The following is a 22,712-nucleotide window of genomic DNA, read 5'->3' as shown; positions in this document are numbered from 1 at the left end:
CGAAGCGGCTTCCCCGCTCGATGCACCCGCGGAGCGGGCTGCTCGACCGGCGCGAAGCGGGTCGCTCGACCAGCAGAAGAGGGGCGCTCAGGCGGGCGCGCGGTGGGTGGCGAAGGCGAGGTCGAGGAGGGGGAGGCGGTCGCGCTCGACGACGGCCGTCAGGACGCGGTCGCCGAGGTCGGCGCCGACGCCGAGGACGTGCGCGTCGGTGTCGATCCGGAGTCCGGGGACCGGGCGGCCGTCGAGGAGGAGCGGGACGTCGTGCTCGACGCACTTCTCGGTCGCGGGGCCGAGCAGCTCGCCGGGGAGCCGGCCGCGGACGCGCTCGGCGTGGAACCGGTTCCTCAGGACGTGGTTCACGTGCTCGACGAGCACACTCTCGGCCGAGTGCCACGGCGGGGCGGGCTCGTGCGCGACGGTCGTCCGCACCGCCTCCCACAGCCACGGGTAGCGCATCCGGGCCTTGATCGCGGTCATCCAGTCGGGCAGCGGGCGCACCGGCGGGGCGTCGAGCGAGGCGCGCTGCTCGTCGTCGAGCTCCGCGAGGTCGGCGGGGTCGTCGTGGTCGTCCGGGTTCAGCCAGAGCGTGTAGCCGATCGCCACGGACTCGATCTCGACGCGTCCGCCGGAGGAGCTCGACGACGTGCCGGACGTCCACGGCTCGAGCGACGGCTGAGGAACGAAGCCGTACAGCGGGCCCGGGAAGGCGCGCGCCACCTCGTCGAGGGTCGGCGGGACCGGGACGTCCTCGAGGCGGGCGCTCTCGTCGGCGAACATCCTCCGAGGGTGCCGCGGCGGCGCAGCGGGCGCAACGGCGGGCGGTGACCCGGCGCGAAGCGGCGGCGGGCGGGGGCCGGCGAGCGGAGGTCCGGCGATGGCGGGTCTCGATACGCCCGCGGAGCGGGGTGCTCGACCAGCATGAGGGGGGTCCGCGGAGCGGGGTGCTCGACCAGCATGATGTGGTCCGCGGAGCGGGCTGGTCGACCAGCAAAGGGGCTCAGGTGCGGGCGTGGCGGGTGACGAAGGTGAAGTCGAGGAGGGGGAGGCGGTCGCGCTCGACGACGGCCGTCAGGAAGCGGTCGCCGAGGTGGGCGCCGACGCCGAGGACGTGCGGGTCGGTGTCGATCCGGATGCCGGGGACCCACCGCCCGTCGAGGAGGAGCGGGACGCCGTGCTCGACGCCGAGGTCCATCGCGGGGCCGAGGAGCTCGCCGGGGTCGCTCCCACCGGCGCGCTCGCTGCGGAGGCGGCTCCTCAGGACGCGGTTCACGTGCTCGAGGAGCGCGAACTCGATGCTCTGCCACGGCGAGTGCTCCTCCGCCACGCTCGTCCGCACCGCGTCCCAGAGCTGGGGGTACGGCATCCGGGCGGCGATCTCCGCCATCCACTCGGGCACGGGATGCGTTGGCGAGACGTCGAGCGAGGGCCTCGGCTGGCCGCCGAGCTCCTCGAGATTCGCGGGGTCGTCGTGGTCGTCCGGGTTGCGCCAGAAGGTGTAGCCGATCGAGGCCTCGTCGAAGAGGATCACCCCGCCCGCATCGCGCGCCGAGGCCGAGGACACCCACTCCTCCAGGGACGGCTGCGGCGTGAGGGTGAAGAGCGGACCTCGGAAGAACCGCGTCACGACGTCCAGCGTCGGCGGCTCGGGGAGCTCCTCGGGGGACGCGTACTCGTCGGCATGCATCCGTCCAGCCTCACGCGACGGCGGCGCGGTGGGCGACGCCGTTCGGCGAACCGGCGCGAGGCGACGCACCGGGGCTCAGGCCGGCGTTGAGACCGACGTCGTTGTGACGCCGCGTGCGGCTCGAGCCCTCGCCTTGATGGCCTCGATCACCTCGGTCTTGGCGTCCGAGTAGGCGTTCATGTCGGCCCAGCTCCGCTCCATCAGCGAGCGCTTGGTCGCCTCGTAGAGGGAGCGGTCGGCCGCGTCGCGCCGGAGGTGGTCGCGGAGCAGGAGGTACTCCTCGATCGCGGCGTCGCCCCGGGCGTAGAGGTGCACGTGCACGTCCCGCTCCGGGGTGCGGACGAGGCGATGGCCGGGCTCGCGGACGCGCAGCCGGTAACCGGCCGCGAGCAGTGGGGCCAGGTAGTCCTCCTCCGCGGTGATGTCGGGGACCGCGACGGCGACGTCGATGATCGGCTTCGCCGCGAGGCCGGGCACCGCGGTGGAGCCGATGTGCTCGATCGCGACGTCGACCGCCGCGAGGGCCTGCGCGATCCGCCGCTGGTGCTCGCGGAACGCCTCCGCCCAGCCCCCGTCGTACGCGTGCAGCCCGACCGCGAGCGGCTCGGCACCACCGACGATGTCGACGGTCGTGACGTCCGGCCGGGGGTGCTCGCTGCTGTCCATACCGGAATCCTCGCAGTGCTCGCGGCCCCTGATCGCGGCGGGCGAACGTCCGGGGCAAGGGCTTGCAGCCCGCCGATCGGAGGGATTGTCTGGAGGCAGGAGAGAGAGGTGTCACCATGACGCAGACCTTCCCCGCGTGGTTGCGGGACCAGGAGAAGAGGGACGACGAGGTCGGCGAGCTCGCCCAGACCTACGCCGGCCGCGGCGACCTGCCGGAGCACGGCGGACGCGCCATCTACGACGGCTACTTCGCGAGCGAGCCCGCCTCGGCGCAGGCCTCGCTCGACCGGGCCTGGATGGAGTTCGAGGCGCACCCCGAGCCGTCCGCCACCTCGGACGAGCCGGAGGGACTGCGATGAGCGACCAGACCCCGAGCCCCGTCGAGGACCCGGACGACCAGGCCGACAAGCCCTCGCAGGCCGAGGGCGAGGATCCGCGCGACACCCCGGTCGAGGTGCTGCCCGCCGAGGGCAAGCCCTCGAAGGCCGAGGGCTGAGCCGAAGGCTCGGCGTGAGGGGCGCTCCCGTTCGCGGGGGCGCCCCTTCCTGCTGTTGTCCGTGGCGGGGGGATCTCGATACGCCCGCTGCGCGGGCTACTCGATCAGCATGGGCTGCCCGCTGCGCGGGTCACTCGCCGACACGTTCCGGGGACGGCACCTATTCAGCAGAAGTTGCGGTATCCGGGTGCGACTACCGCAACTTTTGAGGAGTGGGGGCGGAGACGGCCGGGTCAGCGGCCGACGGCGGCCATCAGCTCGTGGGCCTCGGGGCTCTCGGGGTACTGGGCGAGGACGCGCTCGAGGTCGCGGCGGGCCGGGGCGCGCCGGCCGTCGGCGAGGTGGGTGCTGGCCCGCTCGTAGAGGGCCTCGATCCGGAGCTCGACGGGGCGGGCGGTCGTGACGTTCGGGCGCACCACGCGGTCGAAGGCCTCGAGGGCGCTCTCGATCAGGCCGAGCTCGCGCAGGGCGACGCCGCGGCGGATGAGGACCGCGGCGGACGGGGCGTCGACGTTGACCACCGGCGCCGAGAACTGCGCCATGTCGCCCCAGCGCCGCCGGGCGGAGTAGAGCGAGGCGAGCGTCGAGGCCGCCAGCGTCGACGGCGGCAGCGTCTCGACGGCGGCCGTGGCGCCGGCCGGGTCGTCCGCGGCGGCGAGCTCGGCGAAGAGCAGGCGCAGCGCGGTCGCGTCGAGCGGGACGTCGATGTCGAGTCCGGCGCTGAGCGGCAGATGGGCCGTGAGGACGATCCCGTAGCGGCGGAGGAACGGATCGGCGGCCGGGTCGTAGCGCATCCGCACCAGCCAGCCGGCGAGGCGGAGGGCGCGGTCGTCCTCCCGGCGCGACAGCGCGTCGCGGACCAGCTCGATCACGGCGGCGAGCTTCGAGCCCTCGGGGGAGGCGGCGGTCGCCTCGTGCAGCTCGGCGGCGGGGGCGCCCGCGCGGATCAGGCGGATGAGCGGCGCCTCCCACGGCTGCGCCAGCGGCGAGGGCCGGACGAGACCGGGGCCGCTGGGCATCGACAGCCCGGCCGAGAGCCGGGAGCGGTCTCGGGAGCGGCTGAGGGCCGGGCCCACGACGGGGTGCAGGCGAGCACCCGCGAGGACGCGCAGCTCTCCTGCGGTCCGGAAACCGATCCCCACTGCAGCACTCCCCCACTCGGGGGACCCACTCGACCCCCCAGGTCCCCAGTTTACGGGGTCCCCTGGCCTCCCTCCCCCCGAAAGGGGTCCGCGGCCGTGTCGGGAATCGGAGGAGGGCCGACGCGTCGGGTCGGACGGCCGCGAACGGACTCGACGGAGGCGCGATCGGCCGCCTCCCCGGGCGGTGACCCTGCAGCCACCGCCCGGAGAGGCGGCCTCGTCGGAACTCCTCGGTCGGGACTCCTCCGTCAGGGCGTCTCCGTCAGGACGCCCCGGTCAGGCGACGGCCGTGAGGCGGGAGCCGTCCGCGGCGCTGCGCTCCACGGCGTCGAGCACCTGCTGCACCTGCAGGGCGTCGGCGAACGACGGCGTGGGCTGGACGCCCTCGGCGATCGCCGTGACGAGGTCGACGACCTGGTGGCTGAAGACGTGCTCGTAGCCGAGCCCGTGCCCGGTCGGCCACCAGGCGGCGGCGTAGGGGTGCACCGGCTCCGTCACCTGGATGGTGCGGAAGCCCTGCGCGTCCTCGGGGTCGCGGGCGTCGTAGTACTCGAGCTCGTTCAGCCGCTCGAAGTCGAAGGCGATCGAGCCCGTCTCGCCGTTGATCTCGATGCGGTTGGCGTTCTTCCGGCCGGTGGCGACGCGGGTCGACTCGAAGACGCCGACGGCGCCTCCGCTGAGCGTCGCGGTGAACAGCGCGGCGTCGTCGACGGTGACCGGGCCGCGCTCGGCACCCTCCTCGGCGCGACCGCCGAGGCCGGCCTGCGCGGACAGGACCGGGCGCTCGGTGACGAACGTCCGCAGCATCGCCGAGACGCCGTCGATCGTCTGCCCGGTGAGCCACTGCGCGGTGTCGATGCTGTGCGCGCCGATGTCGCCGAGGGCGCCGGAGCCGGCCCTCTCCTTGTCGAGGCGCCAGGTCAGCGGGCCCTCGGAGTCGCTCAGCCAGTCCTGCAGGTACTGCGCGCGGACGTGCCGGATCTCGCCGAGCCGGCCCTCCTCGAGGAAGCGCTTGGCGAGCGCGAGCGCCGGGGTGCGGCGGTAGCTGAAGCCGCACATCGCGAAGCCGGTCGCGGCGGCGGCCGCCTCGGTCATCGTCCGCGCCTCGGGAACGGAGCGCGCGAGCGGCTTCTCGCAGAGCACGTGCTTGCCGGCCTCGAGGGCGGCGATCGCGATCTCGGCGTGCTGGTCGCCCGGGGTGCAGATGTCGATCAGGTCGATGTCGTCGCGGGCGATCACCGCGCGCCAGTCGATCGAGGACTCGGCAGCGCCGAAGTTCTCGGCGGCGGCCCGCGCGCGGCCCGCGTCGCGGCCGACGACCACGGCGAGCTCGGGCTGCAGCGGCAGGTCGAAGAAGCGCGGGGCGGTCCGCCAGGCCTGGGCATGGGCGCGGCCCATGAAGGCGTGGCCGATCATGGCGACGCGGAGGGGTGCTGTCATCGGGGGTCTCCTCGGAAGGGGCGCGCCGGCCGCGACCAGGGAGAGGTCGCGGCCGGCGCGGGACGGTTCGGGTGGTGCCTGCGGGCGCGGGCGGTGTCAGGCGCGGACGGGGTCGCCGACCGGCTCGCCGGCGGCCGTCCGCAGCGGGAGCAGCTCGGGCCGCTCCACCCTGGACTCGATCTCGACGACCGCCTTCTCGGCGCTCGAGCGGAGGATCGCGTCCATGATCTCGAGGACGTGCAGCCCGAGGCGGCCGGAGGCGCGGTGCGGCCGGTCCTCCTCGATCGCCTCGGCGATGTCGGCGAGACCGACGCCGCGCCCGGTGTCGACGACGCCGGCGGAGTCGGGGACGACCCGCCAGTCCTCGTCGCGCACCGCGACCTCGACCGGATCCGAGAACATGTTCGGGTCGGGGACGGCGATGGTGCCCTCCGTCCCGAAGATCTCGAACTTCGGCGCGCGGGTGCGCCAGACCTCGAAGCTGACCATCACCGTCGAGGTGACGCCGTTCTCGTGCTCGAGCAGCGCGCTGATGTGCGTGTCGATCGAGACGGGGATGGGCGTGCCGGCGCGCGGGCCGGACTCGATGGTGCGCGGGCGGTCCGAGCGGGTCGCGAGACCGGTGACCCGGACGACGGGGCCGAAGAAGTGCACCAGCGCGGTCAGGTAGTACGGGCCCATGTCCAGCAGCGGGCCGCCGCCGGGCTGGTAGTAGAACTCCGGCGCCGGGTGCCAGCGCTCGTGGCCGGGAGCGGCCCAGTGCACCTGCGCGGCGATCGGCGTGCCGATCACTCCGGAGTCGAGCGTCTGCCGCGCGGTCTGCACGCCGGTGCCGAGCACGGTGTCGGGGGCGCTGCCGAAGCGCAGGCCCAGCTCCTCGGCCAGGTCGAGCATCGGCGCGGCCTCGGCGGGGTTCAGGCCGAGCGGCTTCTCCGCGAAGACGTGCTTGCCGGCCTTCAGCGCGCGGGTGCCGATCTCGACGTGCGCGGCGGGGATGGTCAGGTTGAGCACCGCGTCGACCTCGGGGTCGGCGATCAGCTCGTCGACCGAGAGGGCGCGGACGCCCTGCTCGTCGGCGACCTCCTGCGCTCGCGCGGTGTTCAGGTCGGCGACCGCGACGAGGCGGAGGCCGGGGAAGGTCGGGAGGTTCGCGAGGTACTGCTCGCTGATCTTCCCGACTCCGATGATGCCGACTCTCAGCGGGAGGCCCACAGCAGTCCCCTCTCGATGATGGTGCGGACGTTGGCGTCCTGGAGGATCTCGACGCGGTGGCCCGGGGTCGAGACGAAGATGCGGCCCTCGCCCCACTGGCGGGTCCAGACGGCGGGGGAGGTGATCGGGCGGTGCCACGGGTCCCACTCGCGGACGGCCTGCGTGGTGGTCGCGAGCACGTCGTTGTAGTCGTCGTGCAGCACCCAGTACTGCTCGGTGGTGAGCTCGAAGTCGGTGATGCCCTGCGTGATCGGGTGATCGGCGGCGAGGGCCGTCATCTCGATCGTGTGCGGGACGTAGTTGTCCGACTGCTCGCCGGTGCGCTCGTCCGGGTGCTTGCCCGGGTGCGAGACGAACTGGCCGCCGATCAGCTGCAGGTAGTCGGAGTTGTTGCGGTACGAGTCGGCGATGCCGCCGTGCCAGCCGGCCAGGCCGGTGCCGCGCTCGACGGCCGCGCGCAGGCCGAGGAACTCGGGCCACTCGATCGAGGTCATGGTGTTGGACTGCACGATCAGGTCGACGGTGCGCAGGTAGTCCTCGTCGGCGTAGACGGCGGTCGACTCCTCGACGCGCACCTCGAAGCCGTTCTCGGCGAGGAAGGGGAGGAACAGCTCGGTCGCCTCGACGGGCTGGTGGCCGTCCCAGCCGCCGCGGACGACGAGCGCCCTCTTGGCGGGAGTGGACGGGGGGAGGTCGGTCATCGGTGTCCTCGGGGTGCTCGGCGGATCGCTCCGCGGTTCGTCATCGAACGGTAGTTGCGCAACTCTGTTGCCGTTGCCGCCCGTGTGTGTCCAGTCTGCACCCGTGGAGAGTCGTGGGCAAGGCGGGATCCGGGTTCTCGCGACGGTCGTTTCCCGGCTGGGTTTCGCAACTCGTTCTGCTCTACAGTGGGGGCATGGACGACAGCGGTGCCGCTCCCCGGCCGACGATGGCGCGCATCGCCGAGCGCGCCGGGACGAGCGTGCCGACGGTCTCGAAGGTGCTGAGCGGCGGGACCGACGTCTCCGAGGCGACCCGGCTGCGGGTGATGGAGGCCGCGCACGAGCTCGGCTACCGGCGCCGGCCGCGGCTGCGTCCGCCGGCGGAGGACCCGCACGTCGCGCACATCGTCGACGTCGTGGTCGGCCACCTGGACGGCACCTGGATCGGTCCCGTCCTCGCCGGGATCGAGGAGGAGGCCGCGGCGGCCGGCGTCGACCTGGTGCTCACCCGCGCGCGGCCCGACGGGGAATGGGTCAACCGGCTCCTGCGCCGCTCGTCCCTCGGCGCGATCGTCGTCCTCGTGGACGTCACGGCGGCGCAGCTGCACCTGCTCACCACGGCCGAGCTGCCCGTGGTGATCGTGGACCCGATCACCCGCCCGCCCGCCGACGTGGCGAGCGTCGGCGCGACCAACTGGGACGGCGGCCGGATGGCGGCGGAGCACCTGCTCGCCCAGGGTCACACCCGCATCGGCGTGATCGCGGGCGCTCGCGGGCAGCTCTACAGCAGCGCCCGGCTCGACGGCTTCAGCACGGCGCTGCGCGATGCGGGGGTGCCGCTGCCGCGGGAGCGCGTGGTCTACGCCGGCTGGAACCGCGACCGCTCCCGGGTCGTCGCCTCCGCGATGCTGGCGGACGCGCTGATCCGGCCCACGGCGCTCTTCGCGCTCTCGGATACCATGGCGCTCGGCGTCTACGACGCGGCCGACCTGGCCGGCCTGCGCATCCCGGACGACCTCAGCGTGATCGGCTTCGACGACGTGCAGGAGTCGGCGTGGGCGACGCCGCCGCTGACCACGATCCAGCAGCCGATCGCCCAGATGGGCGCCGCCGCCTTCCGGATGCTGCACCAGGCGCACCGCGCGGCCCGGCCGCTGTCCTCGAGCGCGACACGGCTGGAGCTCGAGACGCGCCTGATCGAGCGCGCGTCGGTGGGCCGGCCGCGCTGAGGGCGGTGCGGCGGGCGGGCTGCGTACTGCTCCTCGAAGGAGTCGAACCGCGCTGTTCCCTGTGACGCCATCGAGGCGAGTAGATTATGTCTCTCAGGACATGACCGGGGAGGTGCGCTGATGACGGAGAGCTCGACCGCCGTGCGCTCGGCCCGTGCCAGCCGCGGCTTCACACAGCAGCAGCTGGCGGACCTGACCGATGTCGATCAGGCCCGGATCTCGCGCATCGAGAACGGCCGGGACGCGGACTTCAGCACGGTGCAGCGCGTCCTGGCGGGCGCGGGGCACCGGCTCTACGCACTGCCCCTCCAGCGGGACGATGCCGCGGCCGCGGCTGTCGAGATCCGCGGACGGCTGCGAGTGGGGGATCGGGATCGCGCCCTGCGGGCACTCCTGCAGCTCAACGACAACCTCGTCGCTGAGCGCGGGCTCCTCCGAGGTGTGCTGGGGCTGGCGGAGCCCGAGCCGACGCGGAACCGCGCGTGGGACGCGGCGATCGCCGCGCTCGTCGCCTGGCGTCTGGGCGAGGAGGGGCTGCCTCTCCCGGCCTGGGTGACCCGGCCCCTGCGCTACCTCCCTGTCGCCGTCGTCCTCGAGATCGACCCCGCGGATCCGGCGCCGCCCGAGTCGGAGGTGCCCGAGGAGTTCCTGCGGCGCGGCGTGCACGTGTGGCGAGACACCTTCGCGAGCGTGTGATCGTGGCCGTCTCGCTCGACCGCGACGACATCATCGCGGGTCTCGCGGAACTCGTCGCTGAGCTCCATCAGCTGCGGGAGACGGCGGGCATCCGGCTCGTCGGCGGTGCCGCCCTCGCTCTCCGCTACTTCGACAGGGGCACGACGCAGGATCTGGACTCGCTCCACGTGAACCCGGGCAGTGATGACGTGGTGAAAGGGGCGGCTGCGAAGGTGGCGCGCAGGCACGGGTGGAGCGACGACTGGCTGAACTTCGCGGTGGAGCAGACCGGATCGGTGCCGACTCTCGGCGAGCGGGTCGTCGAGTGGGAGACGGTGTACGACCGTGCGGGGGTCGTGATCCAGGTCGCATCAGCTGATGCTCTTCTCGCGATGAAGCTTCGCGCCAATCGACCCGGTCGCGATACCAACGACATCCGTCAGCTCCTGAGTCTCTGCGAGGTCGGCACTCTGGAGGCCGCTGAAGACCTGTTCGAGAGCTTCTACCCCGGCGACGCGCTCGCCGACCGCGCCGTCGCGATCGTGACCCGGATTCTCGAGGCGGGGCTGCCGGAGAAGCCGCCCTCGCCAGGGCCGATTCTTCTCTGAGTGCCGGGAGCGCGCCGAGTCGCCCGAGAAGGCGCGTTCTCGGGGTGGAGAACGAGCCTTCTCGGGCGAGTCGGTGCGGGCGGCCCGCCCTCCGGTAGGAGCGAGCGACCTTCGCGACGCGAGCGCCTGCTGGTCGAGTAGCCCGCGGAGCGGGCGCCCGCATGCTGATCGAGTAGCCCGCGGAGCGGGCGTATCGAGATCCACCTGCGCCGGACGGCGGGTCCGCAGGCTGGATGCTCGGAGGACGTTGGTCTCGATACGCCCCTGCGGGGCTGCTCGACCAGCGTGGAGTCGGGCGAGTCGGCGAGGGTCCGGGGCTAGAGGGCGCCCTGGGTGGCGGTGCCGGCGGGGATCGGGGAGAGGCGGGTGACGACGGGGGGCGCGGCGACGAGGCCCTTGATGGCGGCGTTCAGGCGGACGACGGGGTCGCCGGCGCCGTGGGCGTCGAGGGCCTCGGCGCTGGTCCACTTCTCGAGCATGACGATGGTGCCGTCGGGGGAGTCGTGGATCGCGTAGAGCTCGCAGCCCTCCTCGCCGTGGACCTCGGCGATGGCGGGGGAGAGGGCGGCGACGAGGGCGTCGTGCTCGCCCTCGGCGGGGGTGAAGATCGCGGTGACGACGACGGGGTCGGACATGGCAGTGCCTTTCGTGGAGGGGTGGTGGGGCGGAGTCAGTGCTGCGCCGGGGCGGCGCAGCTGGAGCGGATGACGAGGTCGGCCTGGACCTCGATGTGCTGGGGGGTGTCGGGGATCCGGCCCTGCATCCGGGCCAGCACCAGGTCGACGCTGTGCCGGGCGAGCATGTCGATCGGCTGGCGGACGACGCTGAGCGGCGGGGTGACGAGCTCGCTCCACGGGTTGTCGTCGAAGACGACCACGGAGAGCGCCTCGGGGATCGCGACGCCGAGCTGGAACAGGCGGTGCACAGCGCTGCGCACCTGCGCCGTGTTGGCGACGATCAAGGCGGTCGGCGGCTCCGGAAGCGCGAGCAGCGCGGCGACGGCCTCGCCGCCGATGTCGCCGCGGAACGGGACCTCGCGGATCAGCGTCCCGTCGATCGGCAGCCCGGCGGCGGTGAGGGCGGCGCGGTAGCCGGCGACGCGCGCCTGGCCGGTCGAGGTGCGCAGCGGCCCCGAGACGATCGCGATCCGGCGGTGGCCGAGCGCGAGCAGGTGATCGGTCGCGCGGGCGGCGGAGGCGGAGTTGCCGATGCTGACCACGTCGACGTCGTCGAGACCGGGGGTGGTGCGGTCGACGAAGACGACGTCGATCCCGGCCCGGCGCAGCCGCGACCACTTCTCGAGGTTCTCGCCGGACGGGGTCGCGATGACGCCGCCGACCGAGCGGTCGAGCAGGCTGGTGAGCGACTCGCCCTCGACGTGCGAGTCCTCCTGCGTCGTCATCAGGAGAACCTGGGCGCCGCGGGCGCGCGCCTCCCAGACGACGCTGTCGGCCAGGCGGGCGAAGAACGGGTTCGTGAGGTCGGGCAGGACCAGACCGATGGACAGGGTCTGACCGTGGCTCAGCTCGCGGGCCGCGGCGCGCCGCCGGAAGCCGAGCTGCTCGATCGCCTCGACCACGCGGCGCCGGGTGTCGACGGCGACCGGGCCGGTCCCGTCGTTGAGCACGCGCGACACCACGGACACCGAGACGCCCGCACTGCGCGCGACGTCGCGGATCGTCGGTGCTTTCTGCACGGTTCCTCCCCAGCTGTCGGGCAATCGTATCGGCGCGGGACCGGGCCGCCGCGCCCGCTGTTGACACACTCTAATCGTTGCTGGTACAAAACTGGTACCGGTTCCACTGGGAGCCGGCGAGCAGCACTTCCCCGACGAAGACTGCGCACGACGACGACGTCCTCCGCCCCCGAGGCGGCCCTCTGCGTCCGTGCGCCCCCGGACCAGAGAGGTCAACGTGAACCTGTACAAACTCCTCGGCGATCGCGAACGAGAGGGCCGCCCCATCCGCATCGGGCTGATCGGTGCCGGGCGCTACGGCACCATGTACCTCTCGCAGGCGCGCAACATCCCCGGCGTCCACGTGGTCGCCATCGCCGACGTCAACGTCGCCCGGGCCCGCGGGGCCTTCGAGCTGGTCGACTGGCCGGCCGAGGCGATGGCCGCGGACATCCCTGAGGCGCTCGCGAACCGGACGACCACCATCGTCGACAACGCCGCCGTCCTCTTCGAGCACGACATCGACGTCATCGTCGAGGCGACCGGCAACCCGATCGTCGGCGTGCACCACGCGCTCCGGGCGATCGAGACCGGCAAGCACATCATCATGGTCACCGTCGAGGCCGACGCGCTGGCCGGCCCCGCGCTCGCCAAGCGCGCCGAGGCCGCGGGCATCGTCTACTCGATGGCCTACGGCGACCAGCCGGCTCTGATCATGGAGCTCGTCGACTGGGCCCGCACCAGCGGCTTCGACGTCGTCTGCGCCGGCAAGGGCGCCAAGTACCTCGAGCACTACCACCAGATGAACCCCGACAACGTCTGGGAGAACTGGGAGTTCAGCAAGGAGCTGACCGACTCCGGACAGCTCAACCCGTACATGCACACCTCGTTCCGCGACGGCACGAAGGCCGCGATCGAGATGGCGGCGGTCGCGAACGCGGCGGGCCTGGTGCCCTCCGACTCCGGCCTCACCTTCACGCCGGGCGACGTCGAGGAGATCGCGACGATCAGCCGGCCGAGCTCGATCGGCGGCGCCCTCGACCACGAGGGGACGGTCGACGTGATGTCGAGCGTCCGGCGCGACGGCTCCCTCATCCCGCACAACACGCAGGAGGGCGTCTACGTCGTCGTCAAGGCGACGAACCCCTACGTGTCCACCTGCTTCGACGAGTACCCGTGGCACCCGGACCCGACCAAGCAGTACGCGGCGCTCTACCGGCCGTACCACTACGTCGGTCTCGAGCTGAACGTGTCGATCGCCAACGCGGCGCTGCGCGGCATCTCGACCGGGCACCCCGAGGGCTTCTACGGCGACGTCGTCGCGACCGCGAAGAAGGACCTCAAGGCCGGCGAGTTCCTCGACGGCGAGGGCGGCTTCACTGTCTACGGCAAGCTCGTCTCCGCGAAGCACTCGGTCGCCATCCGAGCGCTCCCCGTCGCCCTGGCCCACCACGTCGAGCTGCGCCACGACATCGCGCAGGGCGCGACGGTCGGCTGGGACGACGTGATCATCGACGAGTCGCTCGCCGAGGCGCTCGAGCTGCGCCGCGAGACCGAGGCGCTGCTCGCCTCCTGACCCCCTCGGGCCGGGCGAGTCCTCCGCCCGGCCCGCTTCCGCACCACCCTCGCGATCCGCGACCCCGCACGACCCCGCCCCACCTTCCGATGACGAAAGGCCCCCTCCCATGTCCTTCCCCACCCGCGCCACCGGCGCCGCCCTCGCCGGGCTCGCCTCCCTGACGCTCCTCGTCGGCTGCTCGGCCTCGCCCGACGGCGACGGTGGAGGTGCCGCTGCCGGCGGCTCCGGCGCCGACATCGTGTCGCTCGTCGACTCCTCCGCGCAGACCCCGGTCGACGAGGTCACCTCCTCGCTCGGCGACCCGGCCGTGCCCGACGGCGCCAAGCTCTGCTACATCACCCGCACCCTCTCGAACGAGTTCTGGGGCTACGAGCGCGACGGCTTCGAGAACCGCGCGAAGGAGCTCGGCGTCGACTACCAGACCTTCGACGTCACGGACGAGTCCTCGATCACCGAGCAGCTCGACAAGGCCAAGAGCGCGATGAACCAGGGCTGCACCGCGATCCTCGCCTCGCCCATCTCGGCGACCGGCCTCGACTCGGTCTTCGAGTCCGCCCTCGCCGACGGCATCCCGGCCGTCGTGCTGAACGACGCGAAGAGCGACGTCCCCGGTGTCGTCTACGTCGGCCCCGACGCGAGCACCATCGGCGCCACGGCCGCGGACTACATCTCCGACCTGCTGCCGGACGGCGGCCAGGTCGCGATGATCGAGGGCGACCCCGGCTCCTCCAACGCGATCAACCGCGGCGACGGCTTCACGGCCGCGCTCGCGAAGCACGAGAACCTCGAGCTCGTCGCCTCGCAGACCGCCTCGTGGGACCAGACCAAGGCGCAGGAGATCGCGACCACGATGCTCACCGCGAACCCCGACATCAAGGCGTTCTACTCGCAGAACGACGGCATGGCGCTCGGCGTGCAGGCCGCCATCGACGCGAAGGGCCTCACCGGGAAGGTGATCCTCGTCGGCACCGACGGCATCCCGCAGGCGAAGAAGCAGATCCTGGCCGGCGATTACACCGCCACCGTCAGCGAGCTGCCGACGACGGAGGGCGCGACCGGCGTGGACGCCGCGCTCTGGCTCCTCGCCGGCAAGGAGGTCCCGGGCTGGATCGACGTGCCGGCCTTCATCATCGACAGCGAGAACGTCGCCGACTACGAGACCGGGATGCCGTGACCCGCGGCTGACCACCGCGCTCCGCCGGAGACCCCTCCGGCGGAGTGCGCTCCCGGCAAGGTCCCTCTCGATCAGGAAAGAAGACGGAACATGGCCGAGCATCTGCTCGAGGTCCGCGGCATCGCGAAGTCGTTCCCCGGCGTCCGCGCCCTGGACGGCGTGAGCTTCACCCTCGAACGCGGGGAGATCCGCACGCTCGCGGGCGAGAACGGCGCGGGGAAGAGCACCCTGCTCAACATCCTCGGCGGCGCCCTCCGCCCCGATCGCGGCTCGATCACCATCGACGGCGTGCGGCGGATGGAGTACACCTCGCGCCAGGCCCTCGCGGAGGGGGTGCGGATCGCGCACCAGGAGCCGGCCATCGTGCCCCAGCTCACGGTGACGCAGAACCTGCTGCTCGGGCGCACGCGCGCGCAGCGCGCCTCCGCCCAGGACGACATCGACCAGGCCCTCCAGGACGTCCACCGGATGGGCTTCCCGATGGACGGGCGGACGCCGGTCGGCCGGCTCAGCCCGGCGCAGCGGCACGCGCTCACCATCGCGCGGGCGTTCGCCTTCGGGGCCAAGATCGTCGCTCTGGACGAGCCGACGACCAGCATGCTCGAGCACAACGTCGAGGGCGTGCTGACCCGGGTGCGCGAGATCGCGCACGGGCGGGGCGTCGGCGTGATCTACGTCTCGCACAAGATGCCGGAGGTGATGAGCGTCTCGGACACGGTCGTCGTCCTCCGCGACGGGCGGCCCGCCTACGACGCGCCGATCGCCGAGACGTCCTCCGAGGACATCGTCCGGCGGATGGTCGGGCGCGAGCTGCTCTCGTTCGAGCGGCGGCACCCGGTCGCCGCGGACGCCGAGGTGCACTTCGAGGCCTCCGGCGTCACGCACCCGAGCGGCGTCGGGCCGGAGTCGATCCAGGTGCGGCGCGGCGAGGTCGTCGGCATCGCGGGCCTGGTCGGCTCGGGGCGCACCGAGTTCCTCCGCGCGCTGATCCGCGCCGACGAGGGCAGCGAGGGCACGGTCCGGCTCGCCGGCCGCACGCTCAAGGTGCGCTCGCCGCGCGACAGCCGCGACGCGGGGATCGCCTTCATCCCGGAGGACCGCAAGCACCAGGGACTCGTGCTGCAGACCCCGGCCTACGCGAACGTCGCCCTCACCTCCGATCGGCAGCTCAACGGCTTCGGTCCGTTCATCAGCACGAAGCGGCAGATCGCGACGGCGGAGGAGATGGGCCGGCGGATGTCGCTGCGCCCGGCCGACGTCCGGCTGAACGCCCGCCAGTTCTCCGGCGGGAACCAGCAGAAGATCGTGATCGCGAAGTGGATCTGGCTCGGCGCGAGCGTCTTCCTCTTCGACGAGCCGACCAAGGGCGTCGACGTCGGCGGCAAGGTCGAGATCTACGAGCTCATCGACCAGCTCGCCTCCGAGGGGCACGCCGTGATCGTCGTCTCGAGCGACCTGCCCGAGATCATCTCCCTCAGCGACCGGGTCCTCGTCATGAGGGCGGGCCGCTTCGTCTCCGAGCACGTCGGCGACGACATCACCGAGCACAGCATCGTCACCAACGCCATGGGCGTCGCGAAAGGAATCTCATGACCTCCCCCGAGACCGGGGGCGTCGCCACGCCGCCCCGCCGCTCCTTCAACCTCCAGGCCTTCGGCATCTACCTCGCCGCGGTCGTCCTCTTCGTCGTCCTCGGCGTCCTGAACCCCAACTTCCTCACCCTCGGCAATCTCCGCGACGTCGCGGTGTCGGCGAGCGTGAACGCGATCATCGGCATCGGGCTGACGTTCGTCATCATCACCGGCGGCATCGACCTCGCGGTCGGCGCGATGGCCAGCTTCGTCGGCATCGTCAGCGCGTCGCTGCTGGTCAACGGCGGGGTGCCGCCGCTGCTCGGGCTGGCCGCGGGCGTCGTCCTCGGCCTCGTCTGCGGCGGGATCAACGGGCTGCTGGTCACCAAGCTGAACCTGCCGCCGTTCATCGCGACGCTCGGCACGATGAGCGTCTTCCAGGGCGGCGCGTACGTCGCCACGAACGGCAAGCCGGTCTACGACGTGCCGAAGGAGTTCATCCTGCTGCTCAACAGCTACGTCGGCGGTGTGCCCGTCGTCGTGCTGATCGTGGCGGTCGTCGGCATCGCGGCCTGGCTGCTGCTGCGCAAGACCGTCTTCGGTCAGAACGTGATCGCGGTCGGCGGCAGCGAGGAGACCGCCTGGCTCTCGGGCGTGCGGGTGCACCGGGTGAAGATCGCGGTGTACTGCATCTCCGGCGGTCTCTCGGCGCTGGCCGGCCTGGTGATCGTCGCCCGGATCAACGCGGCGCAGCCGGACGCGGGCAGCCCGTACCAGCTGACCGCGATCGCGGCCGCGGTCATCGGCGGCGCGAACCTGATGGGCGGCGAGGGCCGCATCGCGGGCACCCTGGTCGGCGCGCTGATCCTCGGCGCTCTCACCAACGGCCTGGTGCTGCTGAACGTGCCGAGCTTCTACGAGCAGATCGTGACCGGACTCGTCGTCCTCATCGCGGTCACCCTCGACCAGGGCAGCAAGGGCTGGCCGATGCTCTCGCGGGGCCGGAAGAAGCAGCGCGAGGACGTCGCGGCGCCGCCCACCGAGTCGACGCCGTCCGTGCGCGCATGACGGCGCGCCGGAGCGCGACGGCGCGGCTGACGACGCTCGACGGGGCCCGCGTCCTGGTGACGGGCGGCTGCGGCCTGATCGGCCGGCCCACGGTCGCGGCGCTGCTGGCGGAGGGGGCGATGGTCACCGTCCTGGACCGGGTCGCGTCGGACGCGGACGTCCGCTCGATCGTCGGCGACGTGACCGACCCGGCCGTGCTGGCGGAGGCGGTGGCCGGGCAGGACGCGGTGGTGCACCTGGGCGGCTACGCCGGGCTGGGCATGGCGGACGCGGTCGAGACCTACCGGGTGAACGCGGTGGGCAGCTTCGCGGTGTTCGCCGCCGCCGCCGCGGCCGGGGTCGCGGAGGTCGTCTACGCCTCGAGCATCAACGCGAACGGCTACCCGCTCGGCGCCGAGCAGGTGCTGCCGCCCGTCTTCCCCTACTCCGAGGACGCGCAGCCGCGGATCTCGGACGAGTACTCGCTGTCGAAGCTCGCGACCGAGGACGCGGCGCGGATGGCGCACGCGACCTGGGGGCTGAGCCTCACCGGGCTGCGCTACCCGCTGGTCCGCGACATCACCGTGGACGGCGGCCGCGTGTTCGGCGCGCATCTGCGAGCGGTGCTGGCGGCCGACCCGCGACGGCAGGCGGCGGAGGGCTGGAGCTATCTCGACGCCGCCGACTCGGCGCGGGCCGTGCTCGCGGCGCTGCTGCACGAGACGCCGCCGGCGCCGGGGATCCTGGTGGCCGCTCCGCTCACCTATCTGCGCGGGAGCACCGCGGACGCGCTCGACGCGATCGCCCCGGACGTCCCGCGCGGGCGGCTCGAGGGGCGCGCGGTCGGGCTCGACCTGACCCGCTCCCGCGAGCTGCTCGGCTTCGAGGCGCGGGTGCTCCTCGACGACGTCGCACCGCAGGAGCTCGCCGACGTGGCGCCCGCGGGGTCCGGCGCATGAGGCTCTCGCTGCTCGGCCTCGGGCCGATGGGCGCGCCGATGGCGCGGAACCTGCTCGCGGCCGCGTCGCTGACGGTCTGGAACCGGACGGCGTCGCGGGCCGCCCCCTTCGCGGAGCTCGGCGCCGTGGTCGCGCCGACCCCCGCGGCGGCGGCCGGCGACGTCGTGCTGACCGTGCTGCCCGATCTGGTGCAGGTCGAGTCGCTGCTCGAGGGCGAGGACGGCCTGCTCGCGGGCTGGCGCGCGGCGGGGATCGCCGCTCCGGTGCTCGTCGTGCACGGCACCGTCTCACCGATCGCGGTCGCGGCTCTCGCCCGCCGCCTCGCCGCGGAGCACGGCGTGCAGGTGGTCGACGCCCCGCTCAGCGGGGGAACGGTCGGCGCCCGCGACGCGACGCTCAGCATCATGGTCGGCGGTGCCGACGAGCCGGTGGCCCGCGTGCTCCCCGTCTTCGAGCGGCTCGGCCGCACGGTCCGCCACCTCGGGCCGAGCGGAGCGGGTGCCACCGCCAAGCTCTGCAACCAGATCGTCGTCGCCGGCACGGTCGCCGTGGTGTCGGAGGCGCTGCTACTCGCCCGGAGCGCCGGTCTCGACCCGGCGACGGTCGTCGAGCTGCTGCAGGGCGGGCTGGCGCGCACCGCGGTGCTGGAGCAGAAGAGCCGCAAGTGGCTCGACGAGGACTTCGCCGCGGGCGGCAGCGCCCGCAACCAGCTCAAGGACCTGCGCTTCGTCGCCGAGTCCGCCGCCGCCGAGGGCGTCGCACTGCCGACCACCGCCGCGGTGACCGCGCTGTTCGAGAGGATGATCGCCGAGGGCGACGGCGACCTCGACCACACCGGCGTGCACCGCACGCTCGCCGGGCTCGCCCGCCGACCGGAGGAGCCGCATGCCTGACCTCGTCGTCATCGACGCGCACCACCACCTCACCGACCTGCGCCGCTCGTACCCGTGGCTGGAGGGACCCGCCGAGCCGTTCCGCTACCACGGCGACGACCGCCCGCTCCGCCGTTCCTACAGCGTCGACGACTACCGCGCGGACGCCTGCGACGTGACGCTGCTCGCCTCGGTGCACGTCGAGAACGGTGCCGCCGACGCGCTCGCCGAGACCGCGTGGATCGACGCGCTCGCCCGGGAGAGCACGGTGCCCACCGTCCACGTCGCGCACGTGTCGCTGCTCGATCCGGAGGCGCCGCGGCTGCTCGAGGAGCACGCCGCGTTCTCGGTCACACGCGGTGTCCGCGACATCCTGAACTGGCATCCGGACCCGGTCTACAGCCACCGGGACCGGGGCGACGTCCTCGGCGATCCGGTCTGGCGGGCGAACTTCGGCCGGCTGCAGGGGCTGGGGCTCTCGTTCGATCTGCAGGTGTTCCCCTCGCAGCTCGCGGAGGCGGCGGCGCTCGCCGCGGACTTCCCGGAGACGGCGATCGTGCTCGATCACCTGGGCATGCCGATCGGGCGCGATCCGGAGTCGGTCGCCGAGTGGCGCGCGGGCCTGGCCGCGGTCGCCGCGCAGGAGAACACCGTCGTCAAGATCTCGGCGCTCGGCACCAACGACCACTCCTGGACCCGGGAGTCGATCGCGCCGTTCGTCCTCGAGACCCTGGAGGTCTTCGGGCCGGACCGGTCGATGTTCGGCAGCAACTTCCCCGTGGACGGGCTCTACAGCTCCTTCACCGAGCTGTACTCGGCGTTCGACACGCTGACGGCGCAGCTCTCGCCGCCTGAGCGGCTCGCGGTGTTCGCGGGGACGGCGGACCGGTTCTACCGGATGGGGGTGGCGCTGCCGCGAGCGGAGTGACGCGACGGCGTCCGCGGAGAGGTCGCGTTGCTCTCCCTGTCGCCTCTCGACCGGTCGGCGGCGCGGGCCTACAGTGGCTGCGACGGCGGTCCGGGACGACTCCGGACAGGCCGTCGCCGAGCGGAGGGAAGCCATGTCCTCGACCGTCCCCGACGCCGCCGGCGCACCCGCCGCGGAGCCGAGCGCGGCGAGCCTGCGCACCTTCGGCTGGATCCTCGTCAACACCGCGGTCGCGAACGTGACGACGAGCTTCCTCTGGTTCGCGCTGACCTTCTGGGTGTACCTCGAGACGCGGTCGGTGCTCGCCACCGGGATCATCGGCGGCGCGTACATGCTGCTCGTCGCGGTCTTCGCGATGGCCTTCGGCACGATCGTGGACCGGCACCGGAAGCACCGGGTGATGGTGTTCGCCGGGGCGGTGACGCTGGTGTCGTTCGGCGTCGCCGGCGGCCTGTACCTCGCGCTGCCGGAGGCGACGCTGCTGGACTTCGGCGGGCCCTGGTTCTGGGTCTTCTCCGGCACGGTCCTGTTCGGCGCGGTGATCGAGAACATGCGGAACATCGCCCTGTCCACGACCGTGACGCTGATGGTGCCGGTGGAGCGCCACGCGAACGCGAACGGCCTGGTCGGCACGGTGCAGGGGCTCGCCTTCGTGGTCACGAGCGTGTTCAGCGGGCTCTCGATCGGCCTGCTCGGCATGGGCTGGACGCTGCTGATCGCGATCGGGGTCTCCGCCGCGGCGCTCGTGCACCTGCTGCTCCTGCGGATCGCCGAGGCGATCCCCGCGGCGGCGGGCTCGAGGGCCCCGCTGATCGATCTGCGGGGGAGCATCACGGCGGTGCGGGCGGCGACCGGGCTCTTCGCGCTGATCGTCTTCTCGACCTTCAACAACCTGATCGGCGGCGTGTACCTGGCGCTGATGGATCCCTACGGACTCGAGCTGTTCCCGGTGGAGCTGTGGGGCGTCGTGCTCGGCGTGACCGCGACCGGCTTCATCATCGGCGGGCTGCTGGTGGCGAAGCTCGGGCTCGGCCGGAACCCGATCCGGACGATGCTGCTGCTGGTCATGGCGATGGGCGTGATCGGCGCGGTCTTCACCCTCCGCGACTGGTGGTGGCTGTACGCCGGCGGCATCTGGGTCTACATGACGCTGATCCCCGCGGTCGAGGCGGCGGAGCAGACCGTCGTGCAGAAGGTCGTGCCGTTCGAGACGCAGGGGCGGGTCTTCGGCTTCGCGGCGGCGCTGGAGTCGGCGGCGGCGCCGATCACCGCGTTCCTGATCGCGCCGATCGCGGAGTTCGCGCTGATCCCGTACATGGAGTCGGCGGACGGGCGGGCGGCGTACGGCTGGCTGCTGGGCGACGGGGTCGGTCGGGGGATCGCGCTCGTGTTCCTGATCGGCGGGGCGGTCATGGTGGTCGCGGCCGGCGCGGCGATGCTCACCCGCTCGTACCGCACGATCTCGGCGCAGTACCTAGAGGTCGAGCCCGGGGAGCCCGATGCGCGGCCTGATCCGGCCTTCGACCGCCGTGAGCCGGCGCCGGGCGAGAGTGCGGTCGAACAGCAGCGCTGAGAGACGCTGTTCAGCCGGCCGCCGGTAGCGAGAGCCGGCCTAACCGTCGCTGGGCTGAGCCCGTCGAGAACCTCGACTGACGAGAGGCGGCACCTCGAGGGTCGGGACAGCCCGTTTCATGAAGCGGTCGAAGTCGGGAACGGTGAAAGCGGCGTAGCCGTGCTGAGGCGTGAACAGGAGCCCCATCTCGATCAGCTCGGCACGGGTGGGTCCCAGCTGCTGCGACGATCGCTCGAGGAGGACGGCGACGTCGCCCGCCTTCTGCGGTTCCGGTCCCAGCTCCGCCATGGCGCGCATGTAGGCGGTCTGCAGTGGCGTGGCCCGGTCGAGCCGGACGCGGAAGAAGGAGCTGTCAAGTTTGGCCTCGTACGCGTCACGAGCGAGTTCGACGTCCTCCCCGTGGATCCGGTCGTTCTCTGCGACTGTCCAGACCTGGTAGCCCAGCTCCTGCAGAAAGTACGGGTAACCGCTCGTGATCGCGACGGCGAGCTCGACCGCGTCGTCGTCCCAGACGGCTCCCTCGGCGGCGGCCGGCTCTCGCAGTGCGGCAGCGGCGTCGTCGTGGTCGAGCGAGTCGATTCGGGGGAATTTGAACAGCCGTTCCGCGTACGACTTGGCGTCTCCGACGAGTTCAGCGATCTGCGGCAGGCCAGCGCCGACGAAGGTGACGGGCAGGCTCCGCTGCACCGTCTTGTGGATGGCCTGAATGAGCGCTTCGAGCTGCGGCGAATCGAGGAACTGCACCTCGTCGATCAGGAGGACGATGCCCTCGCCCTGCTCTCCCGCCGCTTCACCAACGGCAACGAGGACATCGGTCAGATCGAGGCCGAGATCACTGTGGTCGGCGAGTCCTTCCGCGGGCGGGACGTCCCAGCCGATGGACCACGCTCCGTCAGCCCCGACCGAGATCGCGAACGCACTCAGGACGGACGCGGCGTGCCGACCTCTGTCGGTCCATCGAGCGCGCGGCGAGAGTCGCAGGAGAGCGGCCTTCAGCTGAGAGGCGATGACCTGACGGAAGCGGCCTTCGCCGTGCTTCACGGCCTCGAACTCGATCACCTCCCACTTCTCCTGCAGGGCGATCGATCGGAAGCTGTTGAGGAGGACCGTCTTGCCGACCCCGCGCAGTCCCGTGATGATCATCGATTGATCGGTCCTGCCGCGTCGGAGGCGGCGAAGAAGAGTGCGGAACGCCTCGGTCTGCTCATCGCGACCGATCAGGATCTCGGGCCTCGCACCTGCGTTCGGGGTGTAGGGGTTGTCGACGGCGTCCATGGCTCGATTTTAGGAGTGTTAGAGCGTTTTATCCAGATCTCCTAAAACGCTCTAACTTCCCTAACGAGCGCCGCCGGGGGGGATGGGTCGCCGTTGAGCGATCGGGGGTCGCGCCGGCGGATCCGGACGATCCCCGACCGGTACGGGCGGTGGACTGCAGGTGCTCCGAGCGGTTCGGAGCGACTCGCATCTCTGGAGGAGACCCG

23 protein-coding genes are annotated in these 22,712 nt (G+C 72.4%); 13 read left to right on the top strand and 10 right to left on the bottom strand.

Annotated features, from left to right (window positions below; translation table 11 throughout):
• Positions 1-87: 87 nt before the first annotated feature.
• The 3 genes from MT353_RS07950 to MT353_RS07940 all read right to left on the bottom strand — a co-directional run bounded on the left by MT353_RS07950 (position 88) and on the right by MT353_RS07940 (position 2,350).
• Positions 88-777 carry a hypothetical protein gene (locus tag MT353_RS07950; protein WP_243624050.1) on the bottom strand — a complete coding sequence of 230 codons (690 nt, stop codon included), beginning with the start codon at positions 775-777 and terminating at the stop codon, positions 88-90.
• A gap of 220 nt (positions 778-997) precedes the next feature.
• Positions 998-1,684: a hypothetical protein gene (locus MT353_RS07945; protein WP_243624049.1), complete on the bottom strand. Its 687-nt coding sequence runs from the start codon at positions 1,682-1,684 to the stop codon at positions 998-1,000.
• 75 nt (positions 1,685-1,759) lie between these two features.
• The gene (locus MT353_RS07940; RefSeq protein ID WP_243616121.1) at positions 1,760-2,350 is read right to left on the bottom strand and encodes a GrpB family protein; all 591 of its coding nucleotides are present in this window, start codon (positions 2,348-2,350) and stop codon (positions 1,760-1,762) included.
• Between the two features lie 116 nt (positions 2,351-2,466).
• Here MT353_RS07940 and MT353_RS07935 point away from each other — a divergent pair, with 116 nt between their 5' ends.
• Positions 2,467-2,709, top strand: a complete 243-nt coding sequence (locus tag MT353_RS07935) for a hypothetical protein (protein ID WP_123706469.1) — start codon at positions 2,467-2,469, stop codon at positions 2,707-2,709.
• On the top strand, positions 2,706-2,846 hold the full coding sequence (locus MT353_RS07930) for a hypothetical protein (protein WP_159421935.1): 141 nt from the start codon (positions 2,706-2,708) through the stop codon (positions 2,844-2,846). The genes MT353_RS07935 and MT353_RS07930 overlap by 4 nt, the downstream gene beginning before the upstream one ends.
• 233 nt (positions 2,847-3,079) lie before the next feature.
• Here MT353_RS07930 and MT353_RS21915 read toward each other — a convergent pair whose 3' ends face one another.
• The 4 genes from MT353_RS21915 to MT353_RS07910 form a co-directional block, all read right to left on the bottom strand.
• On the bottom strand, positions 3,080-3,988 hold the full coding sequence (locus MT353_RS21915; protein WP_243598072.1) for a tetratricopeptide repeat protein: 909 nt from the start codon (positions 3,986-3,988) through the stop codon (positions 3,080-3,082).
• A gap of 276 nt (positions 3,989-4,264) precedes the next feature.
• A complete protein-coding gene (locus MT353_RS07920; protein ID WP_243624048.1) occupies positions 4,265-5,428 on the bottom strand; it encodes a Gfo/Idh/MocA family protein in 1,164 nt (387 codons plus the stop codon).
• 96 nt (positions 5,429-5,524) lie between these two features.
• Positions 5,525-6,640, bottom strand: coding sequence for a Gfo/Idh/MocA family protein (locus MT353_RS07915; protein ID WP_123736351.1), 1,116 nt, complete (start codon positions 6,638-6,640; stop codon positions 5,525-5,527).
• Positions 6,625-7,341 (bottom strand): ThuA domain-containing protein, encoded by a 717-nt coding sequence (locus MT353_RS07910; RefSeq protein WP_243624047.1) that lies wholly within the window; start codon positions 7,339-7,341, stop codon positions 6,625-6,627. The genes MT353_RS07915 and MT353_RS07910 overlap by 16 nt, the downstream gene beginning before the upstream one ends.
• A 194-nt stretch (positions 7,342-7,535) precedes the next feature.
• Here MT353_RS07910 and MT353_RS07905 point away from each other — a divergent pair, with 194 nt between their 5' ends.
• The 3 genes from MT353_RS07905 to MT353_RS07895 all read left to right on the top strand — a co-directional run bounded on the left by MT353_RS07905 (position 7,536) and on the right by MT353_RS07895 (position 9,853).
• Positions 7,536-8,570: a LacI family DNA-binding transcriptional regulator gene (locus MT353_RS07905; RefSeq protein WP_243598074.1), complete on the top strand. Its 1,035-nt coding sequence runs from the start codon at positions 7,536-7,538 to the stop codon at positions 8,568-8,570.
• Positions 8,571-8,690: 120 nt separating this feature from the next.
• Positions 8,691-9,266: a helix-turn-helix transcriptional regulator gene (locus MT353_RS07900; protein ID WP_243598075.1), complete on the top strand. Its 576-nt coding sequence runs from the start codon at positions 8,691-8,693 to the stop codon at positions 9,264-9,266.
• Positions 9,267-9,268: 2 nt separating this feature from the next.
• Positions 9,269-9,853, top strand: coding sequence for a hypothetical protein (locus MT353_RS07895; protein ID WP_243624046.1), 585 nt, complete (start codon positions 9,269-9,271; stop codon positions 9,851-9,853).
• Between the two features lie 317 nt (positions 9,854-10,170).
• Here the strand turns inward: MT353_RS07895 and MT353_RS07890 are convergent, their stop codons facing one another.
• Together MT353_RS07890 and MT353_RS07885 are read right to left on the bottom strand one after the other, a co-directional pair.
• Entirely contained in the window at positions 10,171-10,488 is a 318-nt protein-coding gene (locus MT353_RS07890) for a putative quinol monooxygenase (protein WP_243616116.1), read from the bottom strand.
• Positions 10,489-10,523: 35 nt separating this feature from the next.
• Complete coding sequence (locus MT353_RS07885; RefSeq protein ID WP_243598077.1) at positions 10,524-11,549, bottom strand: LacI family DNA-binding transcriptional regulator; 1,026 nt, start codon at positions 11,547-11,549, stop codon at positions 10,524-10,526.
• 217 nt (positions 11,550-11,766) lie between these two features.
• On the opposite strand from MT353_RS07885, the gene MT353_RS07880 reads away from it, so the two are divergent.
• The 8 genes from MT353_RS07880 to MT353_RS07845 all read left to right on the top strand — a co-directional run bounded on the left by MT353_RS07880 (position 11,767) and on the right by MT353_RS07845 (position 21,231).
• Positions 11,767-13,104, top strand: a complete 1,338-nt coding sequence (locus MT353_RS07880) for an NAD(P)H-dependent oxidoreductase (protein WP_243616115.1) — start codon at positions 11,767-11,769, stop codon at positions 13,102-13,104.
• Positions 13,105-13,213: 109 nt separating this feature from the next.
• Positions 13,214-14,281, top strand: a complete 1,068-nt coding sequence (locus tag MT353_RS07875) for a substrate-binding domain-containing protein (RefSeq protein ID WP_243624045.1) — start codon at positions 13,214-13,216, stop codon at positions 14,279-14,281.
• 90 nt (positions 14,282-14,371) lie between these two features.
• Positions 14,372-15,874, top strand: coding sequence for a sugar ABC transporter ATP-binding protein (locus MT353_RS07870; RefSeq protein WP_243616113.1), 1,503 nt, complete (start codon positions 14,372-14,374; stop codon positions 15,872-15,874).
• Positions 15,871-16,920 carry an ABC transporter permease gene (locus MT353_RS07865; RefSeq protein ID WP_243616112.1) on the top strand — a complete coding sequence of 350 codons (1,050 nt, stop codon included), beginning with the start codon at positions 15,871-15,873 and terminating at the stop codon, positions 16,918-16,920. Before MT353_RS07870 ends, MT353_RS07865 begins: the two co-directional genes overlap by 4 nt.
• Complete coding sequence (locus MT353_RS07860; protein WP_243616111.1) at positions 16,917-17,858, top strand: NAD(P)-dependent oxidoreductase; 942 nt, start codon at positions 16,917-16,919, stop codon at positions 17,856-17,858. Before MT353_RS07865 ends, MT353_RS07860 begins: the two co-directional genes overlap by 4 nt.
• Positions 17,855-18,751 (top strand): NAD(P)-dependent oxidoreductase, encoded by an 897-nt coding sequence (locus MT353_RS07855; RefSeq protein ID WP_243624044.1) that lies wholly within the window; start codon positions 17,855-17,857, stop codon positions 18,749-18,751. The genes MT353_RS07860 and MT353_RS07855 overlap by 4 nt, the downstream gene beginning before the upstream one ends.
• Entirely contained in the window at positions 18,744-19,658 is a 915-nt protein-coding gene (locus tag MT353_RS07850) for an amidohydrolase (RefSeq protein WP_243616110.1), read from the top strand. Before MT353_RS07855 ends, MT353_RS07850 begins: the two co-directional genes overlap by 8 nt.
• Before the next feature lie 133 nt (positions 19,659-19,791).
• Positions 19,792-21,231 carry an MFS transporter gene (locus tag MT353_RS07845; RefSeq protein WP_279400582.1) on the top strand — a complete coding sequence of 480 codons (1,440 nt, stop codon included), beginning with the start codon at positions 19,792-19,794 and terminating at the stop codon, positions 21,229-21,231.
• A gap of 39 nt (positions 21,232-21,270) precedes the next feature.
• On the opposite strand, the gene MT353_RS07840 is transcribed toward MT353_RS07845, so the two are convergent.
• Positions 21,271-22,506 carry an AAA family ATPase gene (locus MT353_RS07840; protein WP_243598082.1) on the bottom strand — a complete coding sequence of 412 codons (1,236 nt, stop codon included), beginning with the start codon at positions 22,504-22,506 and terminating at the stop codon, positions 21,271-21,273.
• Positions 22,507-22,712 lie beyond the last annotated feature (206 nt).

Source organism: Rathayibacter sp. VKM Ac-2927, assembly GCF_022815525.1.
Lineage (GTDB): Bacteria > Actinomycetota > Actinomycetes > Actinomycetales > Microbacteriaceae > Rathayibacter > Rathayibacter festucae.
The sequence above is the reverse complement of the archived record's forward strand: the minus strand, read 5'-3'. Positions and strand labels throughout refer to the sequence as shown.